15 protein-coding genes and 1 pseudogene are annotated in these 16,379 nt (G+C 35.4%); all 16 read left to right on the plus strand.

Features of this window, described 5'->3' with window-relative positions:
- The first annotated feature begins 12 nt into the window (after positions 1-12).
- The 16 genes and pseudogenes from BMS_RS02700 to BMS_RS02775 all read left to right on the plus strand — a co-directional run bounded on the left by BMS_RS02700 (position 13) and on the right by BMS_RS02775 (position 16,369).
- Positions 13-804, plus strand: a complete 792-nt coding sequence (locus tag BMS_RS02700; RefSeq protein ID WP_014243250.1) for a DsbA family protein — start codon at positions 13-15, stop codon at positions 802-804.
- 123 nt (positions 805-927) lie between these two features.
- Entirely contained in the window at positions 928-1,368 is a 441-nt protein-coding gene (locus BMS_RS02705) for a hypothetical protein (RefSeq protein ID WP_014243251.1), read from the plus strand.
- Positions 1,369-1,565: 197 nt separating this feature from the next.
- Positions 1,566-2,132 carry a flagellar basal body-associated FliL family protein gene (locus BMS_RS16635; RefSeq protein ID WP_014243252.1) on the plus strand — a complete coding sequence of 189 codons (567 nt, stop codon included), beginning with the start codon at positions 1,566-1,568 and terminating at the stop codon, positions 2,130-2,132.
- 58 nt (positions 2,133-2,190) lie between these two features.
- Entirely contained in the window at positions 2,191-3,222 is a 1,032-nt protein-coding gene (gene fliM / locus BMS_RS02715) for a flagellar motor switch protein FliM (RefSeq protein WP_014243253.1), read from the plus strand.
- Between the two features lie 144 nt (positions 3,223-3,366).
- A pseudogene (fliN, locus tag BMS_RS17970) lies at positions 3,367-3,621 on the plus strand (flagellar motor switch protein FliN); the annotation flags it as partial.
- A 17-nt stretch (positions 3,622-3,638) separates the two neighbouring features.
- Entirely contained in the window at positions 3,639-4,748 is a 1,110-nt protein-coding gene (locus tag BMS_RS02725; RefSeq protein ID WP_044557220.1) for a flagellar biosynthetic protein FliO, read from the plus strand.
- Positions 4,749-4,772: 24 nt separating this feature from the next.
- Complete coding sequence (fliP, locus tag BMS_RS02730; RefSeq protein ID WP_044557221.1) at positions 4,773-5,519, plus strand: flagellar type III secretion system pore protein FliP; 747 nt, start codon at positions 4,773-4,775, stop codon at positions 5,517-5,519.
- Positions 5,520-5,530: 11 nt separating this feature from the next.
- Positions 5,531-5,806: a flagellar biosynthesis protein FliQ gene (gene fliQ, locus BMS_RS02735; RefSeq protein ID WP_014243257.1), complete on the plus strand. Its 276-nt coding sequence runs from the start codon at positions 5,531-5,533 to the stop codon at positions 5,804-5,806.
- Positions 5,803-6,582, plus strand: a complete 780-nt coding sequence (locus BMS_RS02740; protein WP_014243258.1) for a flagellar biosynthetic protein FliR — start codon at positions 5,803-5,805, stop codon at positions 6,580-6,582. The genes fliQ and BMS_RS02740 overlap by 4 nt, the downstream gene beginning before the upstream one ends.
- A gap of 8 nt (positions 6,583-6,590) precedes the next feature.
- Positions 6,591-7,673, plus strand: a complete 1,083-nt coding sequence (gene flhB, locus BMS_RS02745; protein WP_052590563.1) for a flagellar biosynthesis protein FlhB — start codon at positions 6,591-6,593, stop codon at positions 7,671-7,673.
- 12 nt (positions 7,674-7,685) lie between these two features.
- Positions 7,686-9,764, plus strand: coding sequence for a flagellar biosynthesis protein FlhA (gene flhA / locus BMS_RS02750; protein ID WP_014243260.1), 2,079 nt, complete (start codon positions 7,686-7,688; stop codon positions 9,762-9,764).
- On the plus strand, positions 9,765-11,249 hold the full coding sequence (locus BMS_RS02755; RefSeq protein ID WP_044557222.1) for a flagellar biosynthesis protein FlhF: 1,485 nt from the start codon (positions 9,765-9,767) through the stop codon (positions 11,247-11,249).
- Positions 11,250-11,305: 56 nt separating this feature from the next.
- Positions 11,306-12,181 carry an AAA family ATPase gene (locus tag BMS_RS02760; protein ID WP_044557223.1) on the plus strand — a complete coding sequence of 292 codons (876 nt, stop codon included), beginning with the start codon at positions 11,306-11,308 and terminating at the stop codon, positions 12,179-12,181.
- 11 nt (positions 12,182-12,192) lie between these two features.
- Positions 12,193-12,975, plus strand: a complete 783-nt coding sequence (locus tag BMS_RS02765) for a FliA/WhiG family RNA polymerase sigma factor (protein WP_014243263.1) — start codon at positions 12,193-12,195, stop codon at positions 12,973-12,975.
- A 17-nt stretch (positions 12,976-12,992) separates the two neighbouring features.
- A complete protein-coding gene (locus tag BMS_RS02770; RefSeq protein WP_014243264.1) occupies positions 12,993-13,943 on the plus strand; it encodes a hypothetical protein in 951 nt (316 codons plus the stop codon).
- Positions 13,944-13,987: 44 nt separating this feature from the next.
- A complete protein-coding gene (locus BMS_RS02775) occupies positions 13,988-16,369 on the plus strand; it encodes a coiled-coil domain-containing protein (protein ID WP_014243265.1) in 2,382 nt (793 codons plus the stop codon).
- Positions 16,370-16,379: the final 10 nt, after the last annotated feature.

Here is a 16,379-nt window from a genome sequence, read left to right on the forward strand (position 1 = left end):
AAAGGAAAAGGAATGTTAAAGAAATTAATCAAAACTAGTTTATTGCTACTGACGGTTGCTGGTCTTTCAAGTTGTGTGTCAGATAAGCAAGTTGTTGAGGCCCTTAAGAAAAATCCAAAGGCATTATTTGAAATCATTGAGCAAAATCCTGCTGACTTTATGGAAGCTGTTCAAAAAGCTGCAAAGTCTGCTCAGTCTGAAATGGCAAAGAAAAGAGAAGAAGAAGAAGCTAAGAAATTCGAAGAAGCATTTGATAAGCCTCTTCAAGCTGAGATTAGAAAAGATGAGTCATTTAGAGGTGCACAAGAAGCTCCACTTACTCTTGTAGAATATTCTGACTTTCAGTGTCCTTTCTGTGTAAGAGGATTTAATACAGTTAAAGAATTACTTAAGAAATATGATGGTAAGATCAGATTTGTCTATAAGCACTTACCACTTAGTTTTCACAAGGAAGCTCTTCCAGCAGCTCATTACTATGAAGCAATTAGACTTCAAAGTGCTGAGAAAGCATTTAAGTTTCACGATGAAATTTTTGACAACCAAAGAAAGCTTTCAACTGGTGAACCATTCCTTAAGAAGATGGCAAAGAAAGTTGGTGCTGATATGAAAAGGCTAGCTAAAGATGTTAAGTCTAAAGCAGTAATTGAAAGAGTAGAAAGTGATATTAAAGAAGCTGCAAAGTTTGGTTTCCAAGGTACTCCAGGATTCCTACTTAACGGTATTCCTGTAAGAGGGGCATACCCAATTGATCACTTCGAAAAAATTATTGCTAAGTTAAAAGAGAAAGGTAAAGTTGAGCTTTAATTTCTACTTTTAATTAATCATAAATTTAATAAGATCAAAAGCCTCGCTCTAGTCGAGGCTTTTTTTATGTCTTGTATAATATTGAAATTTGTTAAATTTTCTTTTTTGCATTAAACTAAATTCATGGAAGGTAATACCTATAACAAATTTAATAGACCAAAGTTTCTTAAATCTAATTTGAGCTCGCTTGATTATGAAGACTCAAAGAGAATGAGTTCTTTAATATTAGATGTTGAAAAAAGCGGCTACCTCGACTCTCAGGAGTTTTTCGCCTCCTATATCTACGAGTTAAAATTAATTTTAGAAGAGGAAAATCCAAAGGACTCTCTTGAATCTTTTTTTCGATTAGAAAATAACTTAGAAAAGTTCTACTCTTTACTTTCTCTAGATGAAGAGTTTCCAGATCTTCTAACCTTTCATAGAAACTTTTCTCCTACTGTTTTACGTATATTTTGGGAGGCCATCTCTTTGAATGAAAGTGAATCAATAATGGAGAGAGTTTTTGATGCTTTTAAGATTGCATTAGAAGAAGAACTCTATTTTTGGCACGAAAATCTCCATTAGGTACTTTATTAATTCACTCGGTTGTTGAAAATAACGACATTATTTTGACACCATCTCTTCGAACGATCAGCTAGTTATAAAAAAAATAGGTAAGAATTTCCTATAAATGTAATGCAGCCTTGATGCTTAGGACTTAAAATTGTATAATTTTTGACAGAGCGGAAAGTATTTCTTCTAGGATAGAAAAGTACCTCCGAATGAAGAACCAGGAAGGTAATAAAATGGCAGACGGAGATGCTAACACAGGCAAACCCTCCAATTCAGGAAGTGGAAAAAATCCTCTACTTACTATAGTAATGATCCTTCAATTAGTTTTGATGGGAACAATTGCGTATTTCCAATATTTAGCACATCAGAAATTAGCGGCTACTGAATCGGTAATGGATGTTGTTAAAAGCGATATGAAGAGTGCTGGTGCCATTGATGAGTCTAGTGAAACAGGTGAAGCGAGAGAGGAAGATGGTATTTTATTTCCTTTAGATAACTTCACTGCAAACCTTGCTCAAGGTGATGGGCCTAGAAGATTTGTAAGGCTCAATGCGGTTTTAAAATTCAATAGAGACTCTAGTGAAGAAGAATTCAAAGCTAGAAAGCCTCAGATTAGAGATACGATCATTAGTATTTTAAACTCTAAGAGAGCTGAAGACCTTCTTAAAGTAGAAGGAAAGAATTATTTAAAAGAAGAAGTTAAGGCCGCTATTAATAGCTTTTTAGTAGACGGTAAAGTAGTTGACGTATTTTACGTTAGCTTTCAAATAAATTAGTTAAGGTGAAATGAGTTCACCTTTTTAACAACTTGTAAAATGATCCCAGGAGGGGAGAATGGCTCAGGTCCTTAGTCAAGACGAAGTCGACGCGTTATTAAATGCTGTAAATGATGGTGATTCAGATGATCTATCCTTTGGTGGTGATTCTGGAGATTTCGACGGCGGCGATGATAGTGATGATAATATTCAGGCATATGATTTAACCAATCAAGACCGTGTTATCCGTGGTCGAATGCCTATTCTAGAAATTATCTCTGAAAGATTTATTAGATCTTTCAGAGTAAGTCTTTCAAACTCTCTAAGAAAAATTTCTACTATTTCTATGATCTCAACAGACCTTTTAAAGTTTGGTGAATTTGTAAACACATTACCAATTCCTAGTTGTATGTGCATTATGAGATTCAATGAGCTAAGAGGTCCAGCATTACTTGTTTTTGAGTCTAAGCTTGCTTACGCAATTATTGACTCATACTTCGGTGGTACGGATAGACCTTTTACTAAAATCGAAGGAAAAGAATTTACTATGATTGAACTTTCTTTCATGAAGAAAGTTATGGATATGGCCATAAATGACCTAGAAGAGGCATGGGCCCCAGTACATAGAATTGATGCTCAATATTTAAGAACAGAGATCAATCCACAATTCGTAGGTGTTGTTCCTCCATCAGATGTAATCATTGCGACGACTTTAGAAGTCGAATTTGAATCGGCATCTGGAACTATTATGATTGTTGTTCCTTACTCAACAATTGAACCTATTAAGCAGAAACTAAGTTCTAGTTTTCAAACTGATAATGATATGGCCGACAGTATTTGGACTCAGGCCATGAATGAGCATATTAAGCAAGCCCACGCAACAATGGTTGTAAAGCTTGGTGAGACAAATATTACAGTTGGAGATCTGGTTACTCTAGAAAAGGGTGACATCATACCATTAAACCAAGAGGCATCTGGAGAAGTTGTTGTTGAGGTTGAGGGTGTAGAGAAGATGAAGTGTTTAATTGGAACACACAAAGGTAATAGAGCAGTTCAAATTACAAATGTAGATAAAACAATAAAAAGAGAAATGTCCACTACGGAGGAGTAAGAAATGTCTGATGAGATTAACCACGACTTGGAAAATCAATCTAACCCAATGGCAAATGTTGAAGACATTAATACAGCGAGGGTTAGCCAATTATCTGATGAGATTAAGGCAGGTGATGATGCTCTTAATAAACTAAAAGTACAAAACCTAGATTTCATTTTAGATATTCCTCTGAAAGTGACTGTTGAGCTAGGAAGAACTGAAGTGATGATCAAAGACCTTCTTCAATTAGGTCAAGGTTCTGTTTTAGAGCTAGATAAGCTTGCTGGTGAGCCTTTAGAGATTTTGGTTAATGGAAAGTTAGTCGCTAAGGGTGAAGTTGTTGTTGTAAATGAAAAATTTGGTATTCGATTAACAGATATCATTAGTCCAATCGAAAGAATCGAAACACTTAAGTAATTGTAATGGAGCATAGTATGAAAAAGATCTTAACAATTTTGACATTACTCTTCACAGTGGGTTTTGCTCATGCGGGAGATAAAATTAAGGTAAAGAGCTTAAAGTACTCTGCTAAGAATAGCTCAACTGGTGAGTTATCAATTAGATTCGAAGGTAACTTGGAGTCAGCACCTGAGTTAACAATTAAAGATAGTATGATTCAAGTTGCTTTAAATGATGCAATCGTTTGGCCAAAGATCGAAAAGAAAATATCAATTGATAAGAGTCTAGACTCAACAGTTATGGCCTATCAATTTAATAAGGAAGTTGCCAGAGTAAGAGCAATGCTTCCGTACTCAATCAAAGGTCTTGAGGATAGAGTAAGTATCACAATTAGCGGAGATAATATTAATCTTCAATTCCCAAGAGTTATAAGTGCAGCACCTGCTGCAAAGAAAGTAGTTCAAGCTCCTAAGAAGCAAAATATTGAACAATATGATGAGAGCTACTTAGATAAGTTAATTAGAGAGAAAGAGCAGAATAAAGCACCAACAAGAAAACATGTTGAGGCAGAAAAGACGGCTCCAGTTGTGGCTTCAGACAAGGTCAATGTGGCCCTATCTGGTATCGAAAAAGAAGGGTTAAATGACTCTAAGTCTTCGTTTTCATTAACAGGCTATATTGGCAAATTTGTTGCTTTTCTAGGTGTAGTACTTCTTCTGTTTTACGGGGTTGTCGCAATGATGAAGAAGGGTGTTCTAAAGAAAGGTAAGCTTGGTTTCCTAAATAGCACAAAAGTTATCGAAGTTATCAATACAACTTACGTAGGTCCAAAGAGAAGCTTGATGTTGGTAAAAGCGCATAAGCAAGTTTTCTTAGTCGCAAATACAGAGAAGGGGATGGAGTTCTTGTCAGAGGTGAATGATATTTCAGGATTATTAAAAGATGGTGAGAAATCTCTATCTGGAAATAACTTTGATTCAGATCTTGGGAGTGCAAATCTTGGAGAGAAATCATTTAACCTAAAAGAAGATATTGAAAAAACAGCAGAAGAGAATATTGAGCTAAATACTGATGTTGTTAGAGATAGTGTGAAATTATCTCAGAAGATTAAAGATAAAGTTAAAACTTTAAAACCACTACAATAAGGCCAGGAAGAATTGAAGGCGCTCATGAAGACGAAAAATATTTTAAAATTGATTCTTGGTTTAATGCTTCTAAATTCAGAAGCATTTGCTCAATCTAGTGGTGTAAACCTTCCAGGAATGGCCATTAACTTTGGTAATGGGACTAATCTAGTTGATACGATTCAGGTCTTAGTTCTGTTCACTGTTTTAACAATGGCGCCAGCGATCTTAATTTTATGTACGTGTTTTACAAGAATTATTGTCGTACTAAGTTTTATGAGACAGGCCATCGGTACTCAGAGTATGCCACCAAATCAGGTCTTAATTGGTTTTGCTCTTTTCTTATCAATCTTTGTTATGCAACCAACAGGTGAGCAAATTTATAAGAATGCAATTACACCATATGTAGAGAAAAAAATTACAACGACAGTAGCACTAGATAGAATTGAATTCTCTCTACGTGGCTTCATGACTAAGCAAGTAAGAAAAGCTGATATCGGATTATTCTATGATGTAACGGGAAGAAAAGCTCCAAACACAATCAATGATGTTCCAATTCATTTTTTAATTCCAGCATTTATTATTTCAGAATTAAAAACCGCATTTCAAATTGGTTTCTTGCTTTATATACCATTCTTAATTCTAGATATGGTTGTCGCTTCAGTCCTTATGGCAATGGGGATGATGATGCTTCCACCAGTTGTTGTATCGCTTCCATTTAAACTACTTCTCTTTGTTCTAGTTGATGGTTGGCAGTTAGTAACAGGTTCAATTTTGAGATCATTCCACTAAAGAGGTAAACGATGGGTTTTGATGGAATTTCAGATATTACAAATAACGCAGTTAAAATTGCATTAATGATTGCCTCTCCAATGTTGGTCGGTTCTTTGGTTATGGGTATTTTGGTCTCTATTTTCCAAGCGGTAACTCAGATCAATGAGCAGACGCTTTCATTTATTCCAAAAATCTTAGTCATTGTTGGTGCATTAGTGATTTTTGCTCCTTGGATGTCTGATACTTTAACTACTTTTACTAAGGAATTAATTATTAGTATTCCTCAGGTGGTTGCTGGAAGATGATAAATATTCAGGTTGTTGATCAATATTCAGTTATTGCTTTCTGGCTATGTTTCACAAGATTCGTAGCAGTGAGTTTTCAACTTCCTATTTTTGATAACGGTGCAGTACCAAATCTTGTAAAGATTTTGGCGACTCTTGTAATGACTTATGCTTTCTTTCCAATGTTAGAGGGAGAGATTCTAAAAGATGTTGTTCACTATGGGGTTGATGGATTTTGGTATTTAACTGTTTTTAATACAGTTGTTGGTTTACTTGTAGGTTTCTTCGTAAAAATTATTATGAGTATCTATACTGCGGCTGGTGCCTTGATTACACAACAAGTTGGTTTTGGTGCTGTAAGCTACTTTGATCCTTCAAGTTCTCAACAAGTTGGTCCATTTGAACAATTAATTAAGTGGACAGTTCTCATTATTATACTTTCTTCGGGAGCATTACTTCCGATGTTTAAAGGGCTTTACTCTTCATTCTTTTCAATAAGTGCATTAGAGATGGGGAAGTTTGCTGCAAGTCCTGAATTCTATCTAAGGTTGTTTAAGAATATGTTCTTATCTGCCTTAATGCTTTCTTCTCCAATGATTTTCACGAATATGTTGATCATGACTATTCTTGGAATTATCGCGAGAACAGTGCCTCAGATGAACGTTATTATGGTGAGTTTCGCCGTAAATATTGGACTAGGTTTACTAGTCTTTGTTGCTACCTCTCAGGAGTTTTTTCGTGTTGCGATTAAGATGTACACGGATAACTTAGGAGAGTGGTTTCAATTTATAATATAGGATAGTTGATGGCCGACGAAAACGACAGCGACGCAGAAAAGACGGAAGACCCTTCCGCGCATCGAATAGAGGAATTTCGAAAGCGTGGTGAGGTAGCATCTTCTAAAGAGCTAACGAGTGTGTTAGTTCTTGCAGGGTCTTTGATGACGCTCGGTCTTTCTATGGTGTATATGTATGAAGTTCTCTCTGAGTTTATAGAGTGGCTTTATCATTTAGATGTTTCGACAGCGTATACAGCAAAGTCGATGAACACGATCGTCAATAAATTAGTAACGGTTTCTCTAAAGAGTGTTGCTCCAATCTTTCTTGTAACACTTTCAATTGGAGTCGCTGCAAATATGGCGCAAATTGGGGTGCTCTTCTCTCCTGATGTATTAGAGTGGAAGCCCGATAGAATTAATCCTCTTCAAGGAATCAAGAGATTGTTCTCTATGAAGTCTTTAGTTGAGGCGATTAAGGGTGTATTTAAATTTATCTTTATTCTTGGGATTGTTTACTTCTTTCTTAAAGATGAAATGCACACTTTTGGTGGTTTTTTTCACTTAGACTTTTTTCAATCTTTTCTCTATGGGAAAGGTTTTTTGATAAGGCTTGGTTTTGCAATTGTTGTTGGTCTTATCGTTATTGCTATAGGTGATTTTGCTTATCAGAAATTCTCTTATAAGAAAAAACTGATGATGACAAAAGAAGAAGCTAAGCAAGAGCACAAGCAACAAGACGGTAACCCTGAGATCAAGCAGAGAATTAGGGCAGTACAAAGGGAAATGTCACAACGAAGAGTGATGAGTGAAGTTCCTAAGGCAGATGTAATTGTAACAAATCCAACTCACATCTCTATTGCCCTTAAGTACGACCCTGAAACGATGATCTCGCCAGAGGTTATTGCCAAAGGTGCTGATGTATTGGCACTTAAGATTAGAGAAATTGCAAAGGGACATGATATTCCAATAGTTGAAAATGTTCCTTTAGCAAGAGGACTATATAAAACAGTTAAGGAAGGGCAAGGAGTGCCTCGAAACCTTTATAAAGCTGTAGCCGAAGTTTTGGCATTTACATATAAACTAAAAAGACAAAAGAAAGCTTTAAGTTAATAGGAAGAATCCATGGAAGGAAATTTCATTGAAAAATTCAAAGCACTAAGTAAAAACTCTGACCTAATGGTTGCAGTTGGTTTATTACTTATTTTAAGTGTGATGATCATACCTGTTCCACCATTTTTGCTGGATCTTCTCTTTGCATTAACGCTTTCAGGATCAGTAGTCATTCTTTTAATTGCTGTATACTCAAAGAAGGCCTTAGATTTCTCTACTTTTCCATCAGTACTTCTTGTCTCTACACTATTTAGACTATCTCTAAACGTTGCCTCAACTAAGAATATTTTAATTCGTGGTGGAACCGATGGGATTAGCGCTGCAGGTGAAATTATTAGGGCCTTTGGTGAGTTCGTTGTAGGTGGAAATTACGTTGTTGGTATTATTGTTTTTATCATCTTAGTTATCATTAACTTTATGGTTATTACAAAAGGTGTCGGTAGGGTTGCAGAAGTTGGTGCAAGATTTACCTTAGATGCGATGCCTGGTAAGCAGATGGCGATCGACGCCGATTTAAACGCCGGCTTAATTGACGATGCAATGGCAAAGAAGAGAAGAGCTGAAGTTGCTGAAGAAGCAGATTTCTATGGTTCTATGGATGGTGCTTCTAAGTTTGTTAGAGGTGATGCCATTGCAGGTATCATGATTACATTCATTAACGTCTTAGCAGGTATAGCAATTGGTGTCATGCAATATGATCTTAGTGCTGGAGATGCTGCTCAAGTCTTTACTCTTTTAACAGTTGGTGATGGTCTTATTTCTCAGATTCCAGCACTCGTTATTTCGACTGCTGCAGGTATTATCATTACGAGAAATACATCGGAAGACTCACTTGGTTCACAGATTACAAACCAATTTAAGATTCATCCTAAGGCCCTTTATATTGCAAGTGGAACTCTCTTTGTTTTCGCAGTAATTCCTGGACTTCCAAAAGCTCCATTTATGATGATTGGAGTTCTCTTGGCCTTCGTTGGATGGAAAATGGAGAAAGGGAACGAACAAGAGAAAATTGTTCAAGAACAGGCGAATACGGAAGAGAAGAAAGCAACACCAGATAGTTTAGAAGACCTTTTAACTCTGGAATTAGTAGAGCTTGAAGTTGGATATGGGCTAGTTAGCCTAGTAGATGCTGAGCAAAATGGTGATTTACTTGAAAGAATTACACATATTAGAAAACAATTCGCTTTAGACTGGGGAGTTATCATTCCTTCTGTTAGAATAAAAGATAACTTAGAGTTGAAACCAGGAGGGTACAGCATCAAGGTTAAAGGAATTGAAGTGGCCAGTGGAGACTTGATGTCTGACCATTTCTTGGCCATGGACCCAGGATCAGTTATAGAGAAAATTGATGGTGTCGAAACTGTTGAACCAGTTTTTGGGCTTCCTGCGGTTTGGATTTCAGAAGATCAAAAAGACGATGCTCAATACAATGGTTATACAGTGGTTGATCTCTCAACTGTAATGGCCACTCATATCACAGAAGTTCTTAAAACTAACTTACATGAATTATTTGGAAGACAAGAACTTGTTAGAGTTATGGATAATTTCAAAGAACAATATCCAAAAATTGTTTCTGATTTAATTCCGGAGATCTTACCTCTAGGTACAGTTCTAAAAGTAATGCAAAACCTTTTAAGAGAAGGGGTTTCTATAAGAGACCTAAGAACAATCTTAGAGACTCTTGCTGAGTATGGAACATCTGTTAAGGATGCAGAGTCACTCACTGAGTTCGCAAGACAGTCTCTCTATAGAACGATTACTGAATCTATCAGAGGAGATCAAGGAGATGTTCCACTATTCACTCTAGATAGAAATATCGAAGAGAATATTGCAAATAATATTATTCAAACAGAGCAGGGACATCAATTAAGTCTTGATCCAAAGATTACACAGCATATCTTAGCAAGTCTTAATGAGAAAATTGAAGAAGCTACTAATATGGGTGAAAAGATGGTTGTTCTTTGTAGCCCAGTTATAAGAAATCATTTTAAGAAACTAACAGAGAAATTCATTCCAAACTTAGTTGTTATTAGTCACAATGAATTAAGTTCGGAAGTTAATATTAGATCACTTGGTACGGTGAGGTTGTAGATGTATGTAAGAAAGTTTGAAGCTGACTCTTTAGATGAGGCTCTTAAAAACATTAAGATGGAATTAGGGCCTGATGCCATCATCTTAAAAACAATTACTAATAAGGGACTAAAGGGTGCTTTCAAGAAAAAGAAAATTGAAATCACGGCCGCTATTAGTGAAAAGAATTATTCAAAAAAGGCTAAAGTTGATCACATTTTAGATGATGGACAGAAAGGTTCTTTTTACTCAAATAACTCTAGTTATATTTCTAATATGATCGATGGTTATGAGTCGAATACGAATGAAAATTCAAGAGCGACAGTAGCTTCTCCAAGTGGATCGACAGGTTATGGAAAACTAGGTTTGAATAAAACTGTAAATACAAATGAAAATCAAACAGCTAAGACTAATGACTTAGATGACTTTCTTTCAGACGCTGTAGATAAAGTAAAAGCTGTAACAAATAATGTTGTTCATTCTACAAAAGCGACAATGGATAACTTCTTTGCTGATGAAGAACTCGAATCAATGAGTTTTGAAGAGCCAGTAGAAGTAAAGCAAAGCTATGAAGTACCACATAGTGAAATTAGAAATGAAAAAATTGCATCTACAAGTAGAGAAGTAAATTACGACGACAGTGTTGTTGTTGAACAAAGAAAGAAAATTGACGATCTTGAGAAGAAGCTTTTTGAGTTAACTAAGAACGTAGAGAGATTGGACAAGAAAGAGCCAAACGGTATTTATGAGCTTAGAGCAACTCTTAGAAGCTTAGATATCTCAGAGAAATATATTCATAATCTTGTGAAGAAAGCAATTTTTGAAATGAGTAGAGATGAACTTGAGGATTCAGAAGTTGTATTCGAATTTGCACTAAGAGAGATGCTTGAGTGTGTAAATACAGAAATGCCACTATTCTCATCTTCTGATTCAGAGCAGGGAGTTGTTACGGTCATTCTATCTGAGACGTCTACGGGGCAGACATCAATGGCCTACAAGATTGGTGCTTTAAAGCCTGATTCTACAATTGTTAGGAGTACTCTTAACGGTGTTCAGGGAGAAGGAAAAGAGTTTAGTAGAAAACTATTTGGGCTAAACGTATCTGAAGCCTCTAATATTGCTGAAACGGTTTCTCTTTGTAGAAAAACGATTGAAGAAGGGAAATGTGCCTTTATAGATTACAAGAATAACTCTGAAGATATTAATGAAACTAAAAAGTTCATTGATGGACTTAGAAGATCGTTTGGCAAGGTGGAAGTATTGGTATCACTATCCGCAATTCATTCAGAAATCTATAATAGAAAAGTTGTTTCTAGATATAAATCTCTAGCAAATGGCATCGTGATTTCCAACTTGGATTTATGTCTAAACTTTGGAGCATTATTTAATATCACAGAGGAAAATAGTGATCTACCTCTAAAGTTTTATGGAACAGGTGAAGTTGTTCCAGATGATCTTGAAGCTGCTACAGCAGAAAGATTATTAGCTGGTATCTTCCAGTTCTAGAAAAAGGTTAACTAGCCTAAACATAGGATGTGTTTAGGTTAAAAATAGGAGACAGGATGTCGACAAAGAGCGCCGCTCAATGGCTGGTAGGCCAAAATCGTTTTGAAAAAAAGAAGACTTCAACTTCCGGAAGAAAGAACTTTGGAAGTGCAAAAACAATCTCTATCACATCAGGAAAAGGTGGAGTAGGGAAGACATCAATCTCATTGAAAATTGCTAAAGTCCTAGCACAGAAAGGTTATAAAACCCTCGTTATCGATTGTGATTATAATCTCTCAAATACAGCTGTTAAGCTTGGACTTCCTTTAACAGATAATTTCTACTCCTTATTGTCGGCCCAGAAGTCATTTGATGAGTGTCTCATTAAGCACGATGGATATTATCTACTATCGGGATGTAATGGGAGCATTGATCTTTTAAATGATTCAATAGGAATAGAGAAGTTTATTATCGATATTCTAGTGAGTCATGAGAATGAATTTGACTATATCCTCTTAGACAGCCCTGCTGGGATAGGAAGAGAGAATCTTACTTTAAATGCATATAGTGATCATCGATTTGTCGTTGTCACTCCTGATAGATCATCTCTGACAGACTCGTACTCATTAATGAAAATCTTGAGTACAAAGTACGGAGTGAGCGAAAATCACTTGATAGTGAATAAAATTTCCAGCCAGAAGCAGTATAAAAGAATTATTAAAACACTCGGTGATACCGTCGATAAATTCTTAAACACCAGGCTTAAAGTTCTAGGTGGAATAGATAGAAAAGATATATCTGTTGATCAATTCGACAAGATTCTCTTTGGTGGGGAAGATTTTTCCCTGCACCAGAATTTTATTAATGTCGTTGAAATGTTCTCCGAAGAGAATGTTGGTACCTTACTACCAATCTCTGAACATGGACAAGAGGTCCACTTAAACGTTTGCTAAGGAGTGCATGAATGTCTTCAATCTCTAAGAAATTAAAAAACTTAAAAGACTATAGATCAACAGTTGATCCAAAAGTAAAAGATGAAATCATTATTGAGTACGCTCCACTAATTAAATATATTGCACAAAGAATTGCTTCTAGACTTCCGTCTAATGTGGAGCTAGATGACCTTATTTCTTGTGGTGTGATCGGTCTAATGGATGCAATCGAAAAATTTGATCCAAGTAGAGATAATAAATTTAAAACATATGCTGAATTTAGAATTAGAGGTTCAATCCTAGATGAGCTTAGAGCTCAAGACTGGGTCCCTAGATCAGTAAGAGAAAAGGCTAAGCTTGTTGAAAGGGCCTACGCAAAAATTGAAGCCGCTGAAGGTAGACCAGCTACAGATGAAGAAATGTGTGCAGAGCTTGGAGTAAATCAAGAAGAGTTCTATGATCTTTTAAATAAAGCAAAGTCTGTTTCTGTTTTAAATATTGATGACTCAGCTTCATTTAATAAGGGCGATAAGAAGCTTATCGCTGGATTAGAAGACAATAGAAATAGTAATCCATTTCATGCAGTAGCAAATAAGGGTTCTAGAGATAAGATCAAAGAGGGAATTGCTCAGCTTCCAGAGAAGCAAAGACTAGTTCTTTCTCTGTACTACTATGAAGATTTGAACCTTAAAGAAATCGGTCAAGTTCTAAACGTAACAGAGTCGAGAGTTTCTCAGCTTCACACTCAAGCTATTATGAAGCTAAAGGTGAAGTTAAAAACTACTTTTGACTCACCTGAAGATATTGCTAGCTAATCGTAGTTAGGAGAAATATGGCGAAAGATGTAACTAAAGAATTCGAACAGGGGATGCAAACACTTGGAGATATCCAGGCCTTGGGAGACTTTAGCCTTTCGCCACTAATTGAAAGAGCATCATTTCATTTTTCTGAAATCCATAGAAAAGCAGAGTATTCATTTGAAAATTTAGAGTCGTATTCAAAAGTTCAAGAATTTCTTGAAAAGACGATTGATAATCTTCTTACTTCTTATACTCTAAGAGATGAAATTACACATCAAGTTTTACTACAGAAGAAATTTAAAGATATGTCTCTAGAGAAGTGGGATAGGCTACTGGATATTATTCCATCCTCTTTACAAGTTATGAGGATTTTTAAATTTGTTGGAACTCAAAATATTCAGATCTCTAACGAGGGGATTTGTGTAAGAGGTTTAATTAAGACAGATGAATCTATTATTAAATATAGAGAATTGATATATAAGGCTTCAAGGAAACTGCTTGATAAGAAAACAATTCTAACTTATCAGATCGAAGAGTTAGAAGATCCACGAATTTGCTGGCTAACCATTCATGTCGATATGGATCACGATGAAAGTCTGAGCTATAATGTCGACTTTAGTGAAAAGTTAGGAATGAAGCTAGGTTTCAGCAATCTCTTCTCTAAGTATAAAGTAACACCAGAGCAAGCTGCTCAACTACCAAGACATCTAATTATCGAAATCTCTGAAGATTTGGAGATATCAAAATATTATAGAGTACCTGATCAGTACACTAGGGATTCAAATAAGAAAGAAATGTTGCACTTTTCCTTTTTATTTCATCCTGTTTCGATCATAATACCTAAAGTAGGTTTAGTTGAACGAAGACCTACAAGTACTAATTATAAAGACACAGGAAGTGGCTTAGGGCAACAGGAAGTTAAAAATCAGATAGGTTCTAACTTTAGATATATCGATTTCTTCTCCCTGATTAATCAATCTTAGCTGCTCAATTGAATGTAACTTTTTTATTCTTTTGAGGTGATGTAATGAATGTCAAGTTTGGCAGATCTCTACAAACGTATTACGCAGTAACTTTTTTCTCTCTTATTTCAATTATCGGCTACGGTATTTTTTATTTTTGGAACTATGGCCCCGTAAATATAAATAATGTCTCAACTGTTTTTGAAGCTACATTACAACTCGATGAATTTAAGAAGAGGGATGATGTAAAGGCCATTTGGTCCCAAGTTGATAATGATAGAGTTAGAGATGCGGTAGTCTCACTAGATAAAGTTCAATCATATTCAAAGAAATTAGACTCGATTTCATCAGTTGATAGTTATGAAAATTTTGAAACGTCTCTTAAAAAATCGAAAGAATCTTTAAACGCTCTTATATCTTATCCAGAAGTTTCAACGATAGTGAACGTTCTTCATAATAAAGTTTCAAATTTTGAAAACTTTGTTGTTAGCAATAGTTGGAGAACTCTTACAAGAGTCTCTAAAAGAATTAATGCGAAAATTAAACCAAGTAGAACTAGAGGTCCTGGATACTATACGTACTCAAAGCTGCATAGACTTTGGTCAAGCGTAAGAGACGATGTTGTTCTTATGGAGAGAGTAACAGAGGGTTCAGTTCTTTCAAGAGAAGATAAGAACTTAATACTTACTAAAACAAAGACATTAAAAACAGAAATTACAATGCTTGAGAATTATCTCGGTGATTTTAAAAAGTTTAGAACTGACTTTCTAGAAGTAGAAAAAGGATTTAAAACTTGGATTAAAGAAATAGAGCCAGAGATTAGTTTAAAGAAAATTCAATTCGAGAGAAATTCTCAAAATATGCTTTTTTCTTTAATCGCTCTTGTGGGAATCATTTTTATTCTAGGTGTGAGCGGTTACTTCCTTTATAGAAGAAGTGAACGTACTAATAGAGATGAAGTTGAGAAAGTAATAATCCATGCTATTAAAGAGGGAGTATTGCCAACTGAGACAAGCTTTGATCAAGAGTTGTCTCTAAAATCTAGAGAAGAATTTGATAAGTATAGAGAGTATATTCACAAGAGAATGAGTTTTGGTTCAATTTTTCAAGATGCGATGCCATTTTCATCTCTTCTTCTAGACTCAAACTTGAATCTTGTTTGGGCCAATGGTCTCTTTTATGAGCACTGGGGATTATCGGAATATAAGAACTCTGATGATAATATTACTTGGGACTTCTTACAAAGATTTACGAACTTGGGTGAGAACGATCCTGTCATTACTGCAGTTAAAGACGATGTTGCAGGAATTTATAATATTCAAGTAAAAACAAAGCAAAATGAAGAATCTCTTCCATTTGAAATGTATGTTTCTCCAGTAGAGTATGCAAATCAAAGAAGAATTATGATCTCTTTCTATCCTCTTCGTTCAATTGAAGAAACACTTTCTAATCAGTCGAAGTCTCTAGTGGGGCCTGTTGCAAGAACTCTTGAAGCATTGACTACCGGAACTTTCAATTCTGAATTTAAGCAGAAGACGGAGAAAGACTTTGATATTGCAGGTATAAAAGAAGTTTGGAGTAAGTTTCAGAAGTATCATGACTTTGTAACTGGCCAAAAGAATGGTTTATTACAAGAGATTGAAAGGCTTGAGAACGATCTCTTTGATCAGTATAAATTAGTAAACGATATTCAAACTTCATTAAATGAGAATACTGAAGTTCAAAAAGTTGCTATTGCTAAATTTAAAGATACAAAGAATAGTATTATTGACATTGTTGAGCTTAGAAATGAAATGGAAGCTTTATACCAAAACACTGTAGCAGCTTCGAAAGGATTATTTCAAGATGAAGTGACACTACTTTCTCAATCTCAAAAAATATCTGAAACTCTACTAGATCAAAATAAAGCCTTAGAAAATGTAGATAAGGTAAGAAAAGAATATAAAACTCTTAAGAGCAATGTCGATCAATTCCGCGGCAGAATGATGCAGTTATTAGATCAATCTCTTATCTTCCAAAAGACAGACTCATCTAGCTATAAAGTAGAACAGAGTTTATCAAAAATTAAAAATGAAGTAATGGCCTTTGAAAAGGTTCTAACTGAGTTTGCAAAAATTTCGACGGCCCTAGATGTGAACCTTTCTAAAGTTCAGCTAATTATGCAACAGTCTGAGATTCCTAATTTCTCAGAACTTCAGTTCAGAATGGAAGAAGCTAGAGATATGATTGAATCAGATATGTTCAATGTAAGTCGTCTCTCTAGATCGGGTCAAACTAAAGATGATGAAATGATCTCTTCACTAAAGGGACTGTATCAAGCTTTTACACAAGGTAATCTACAATTGGCTCAGGCCATTGAGTTATCAACTAGTAATGCACCACTAGAAGTTGATTTAGAGCTCGAGTATGATGAGTTACCAACTCCTGGTCCAGAAGCATCTGTTTAGAGTAGAAGTG

Source organism: Halobacteriovorax marinus SJ, from assembly GCF_000210915.2.
GTDB lineage: Bacteria > Bdellovibrionota > Bacteriovoracia > Bacteriovoracales > Bacteriovoracaceae > Halobacteriovorax > Halobacteriovorax marinus.

What these genes read in the sequence shown, in the direction of transcription:
- BMS_RS02700 (WP_014243250.1), top strand. Translation starts at nt 13, where the DNA reads ATGTTAAAGAAATTAATCAAAACTAGTTTATTGCTACTGACGGTTGCT.
- BMS_RS02705 (WP_014243251.1), top strand. Translation starts at nt 928, where the DNA reads ATGGAAGGTAATACCTATAACAAATTTAATAGACCAAAGTTTCTTAAA.
- BMS_RS16635 (WP_014243252.1), top strand. Translation starts at nt 1,566, where the DNA reads ATGAAGAACCAGGAAGGTAATAAAATGGCAGACGGAGATGCTAACACA.
- fliM (WP_014243253.1), top strand. Translation starts at nt 2,191, where the DNA reads ATGGCTCAGGTCCTTAGTCAAGACGAAGTCGACGCGTTATTAAATGCT.
- BMS_RS02725 (WP_044557220.1), top strand. Translation starts at nt 3,639, where the DNA reads ATGAAAAAGATCTTAACAATTTTGACATTACTCTTCACAGTGGGTTTT.
- fliP (WP_044557221.1), top strand. Translation starts at nt 4,773, where the DNA reads ATGAAGACGAAAAATATTTTAAAATTGATTCTTGGTTTAATGCTTCTA.
- fliQ (WP_014243257.1), top strand. Translation starts at nt 5,531, where the DNA reads ATGGGTTTTGATGGAATTTCAGATATTACAAATAACGCAGTTAAAATT.
- BMS_RS02740 (WP_014243258.1), top strand. Translation starts at nt 5,803, where the DNA reads ATGATAAATATTCAGGTTGTTGATCAATATTCAGTTATTGCTTTCTGG.
- flhB (WP_052590563.1), top strand. Translation starts at nt 6,591, where the DNA reads ATGGCCGACGAAAACGACAGCGACGCAGAAAAGACGGAAGACCCTTCC.
- flhA (WP_014243260.1), top strand. Translation starts at nt 7,686, where the DNA reads ATGGAAGGAAATTTCATTGAAAAATTCAAAGCACTAAGTAAAAACTCT.
- BMS_RS02755 (WP_044557222.1), top strand. Translation starts at nt 9,765, where the DNA reads ATGTATGTAAGAAAGTTTGAAGCTGACTCTTTAGATGAGGCTCTTAAA.
- BMS_RS02760 (WP_044557223.1), top strand. Translation starts at nt 11,306, where the DNA reads ATGTCGACAAAGAGCGCCGCTCAATGGCTGGTAGGCCAAAATCGTTTT.
- BMS_RS02765 (WP_014243263.1), top strand. Translation starts at nt 12,193, where the DNA reads ATGTCTTCAATCTCTAAGAAATTAAAAAACTTAAAAGACTATAGATCA.
- BMS_RS02770 (WP_014243264.1), top strand. Translation starts at nt 12,993, where the DNA reads ATGGCGAAAGATGTAACTAAAGAATTCGAACAGGGGATGCAAACACTT.
- BMS_RS02775 (WP_014243265.1), top strand. Translation starts at nt 13,988, where the DNA reads ATGAATGTCAAGTTTGGCAGATCTCTACAAACGTATTACGCAGTAACT.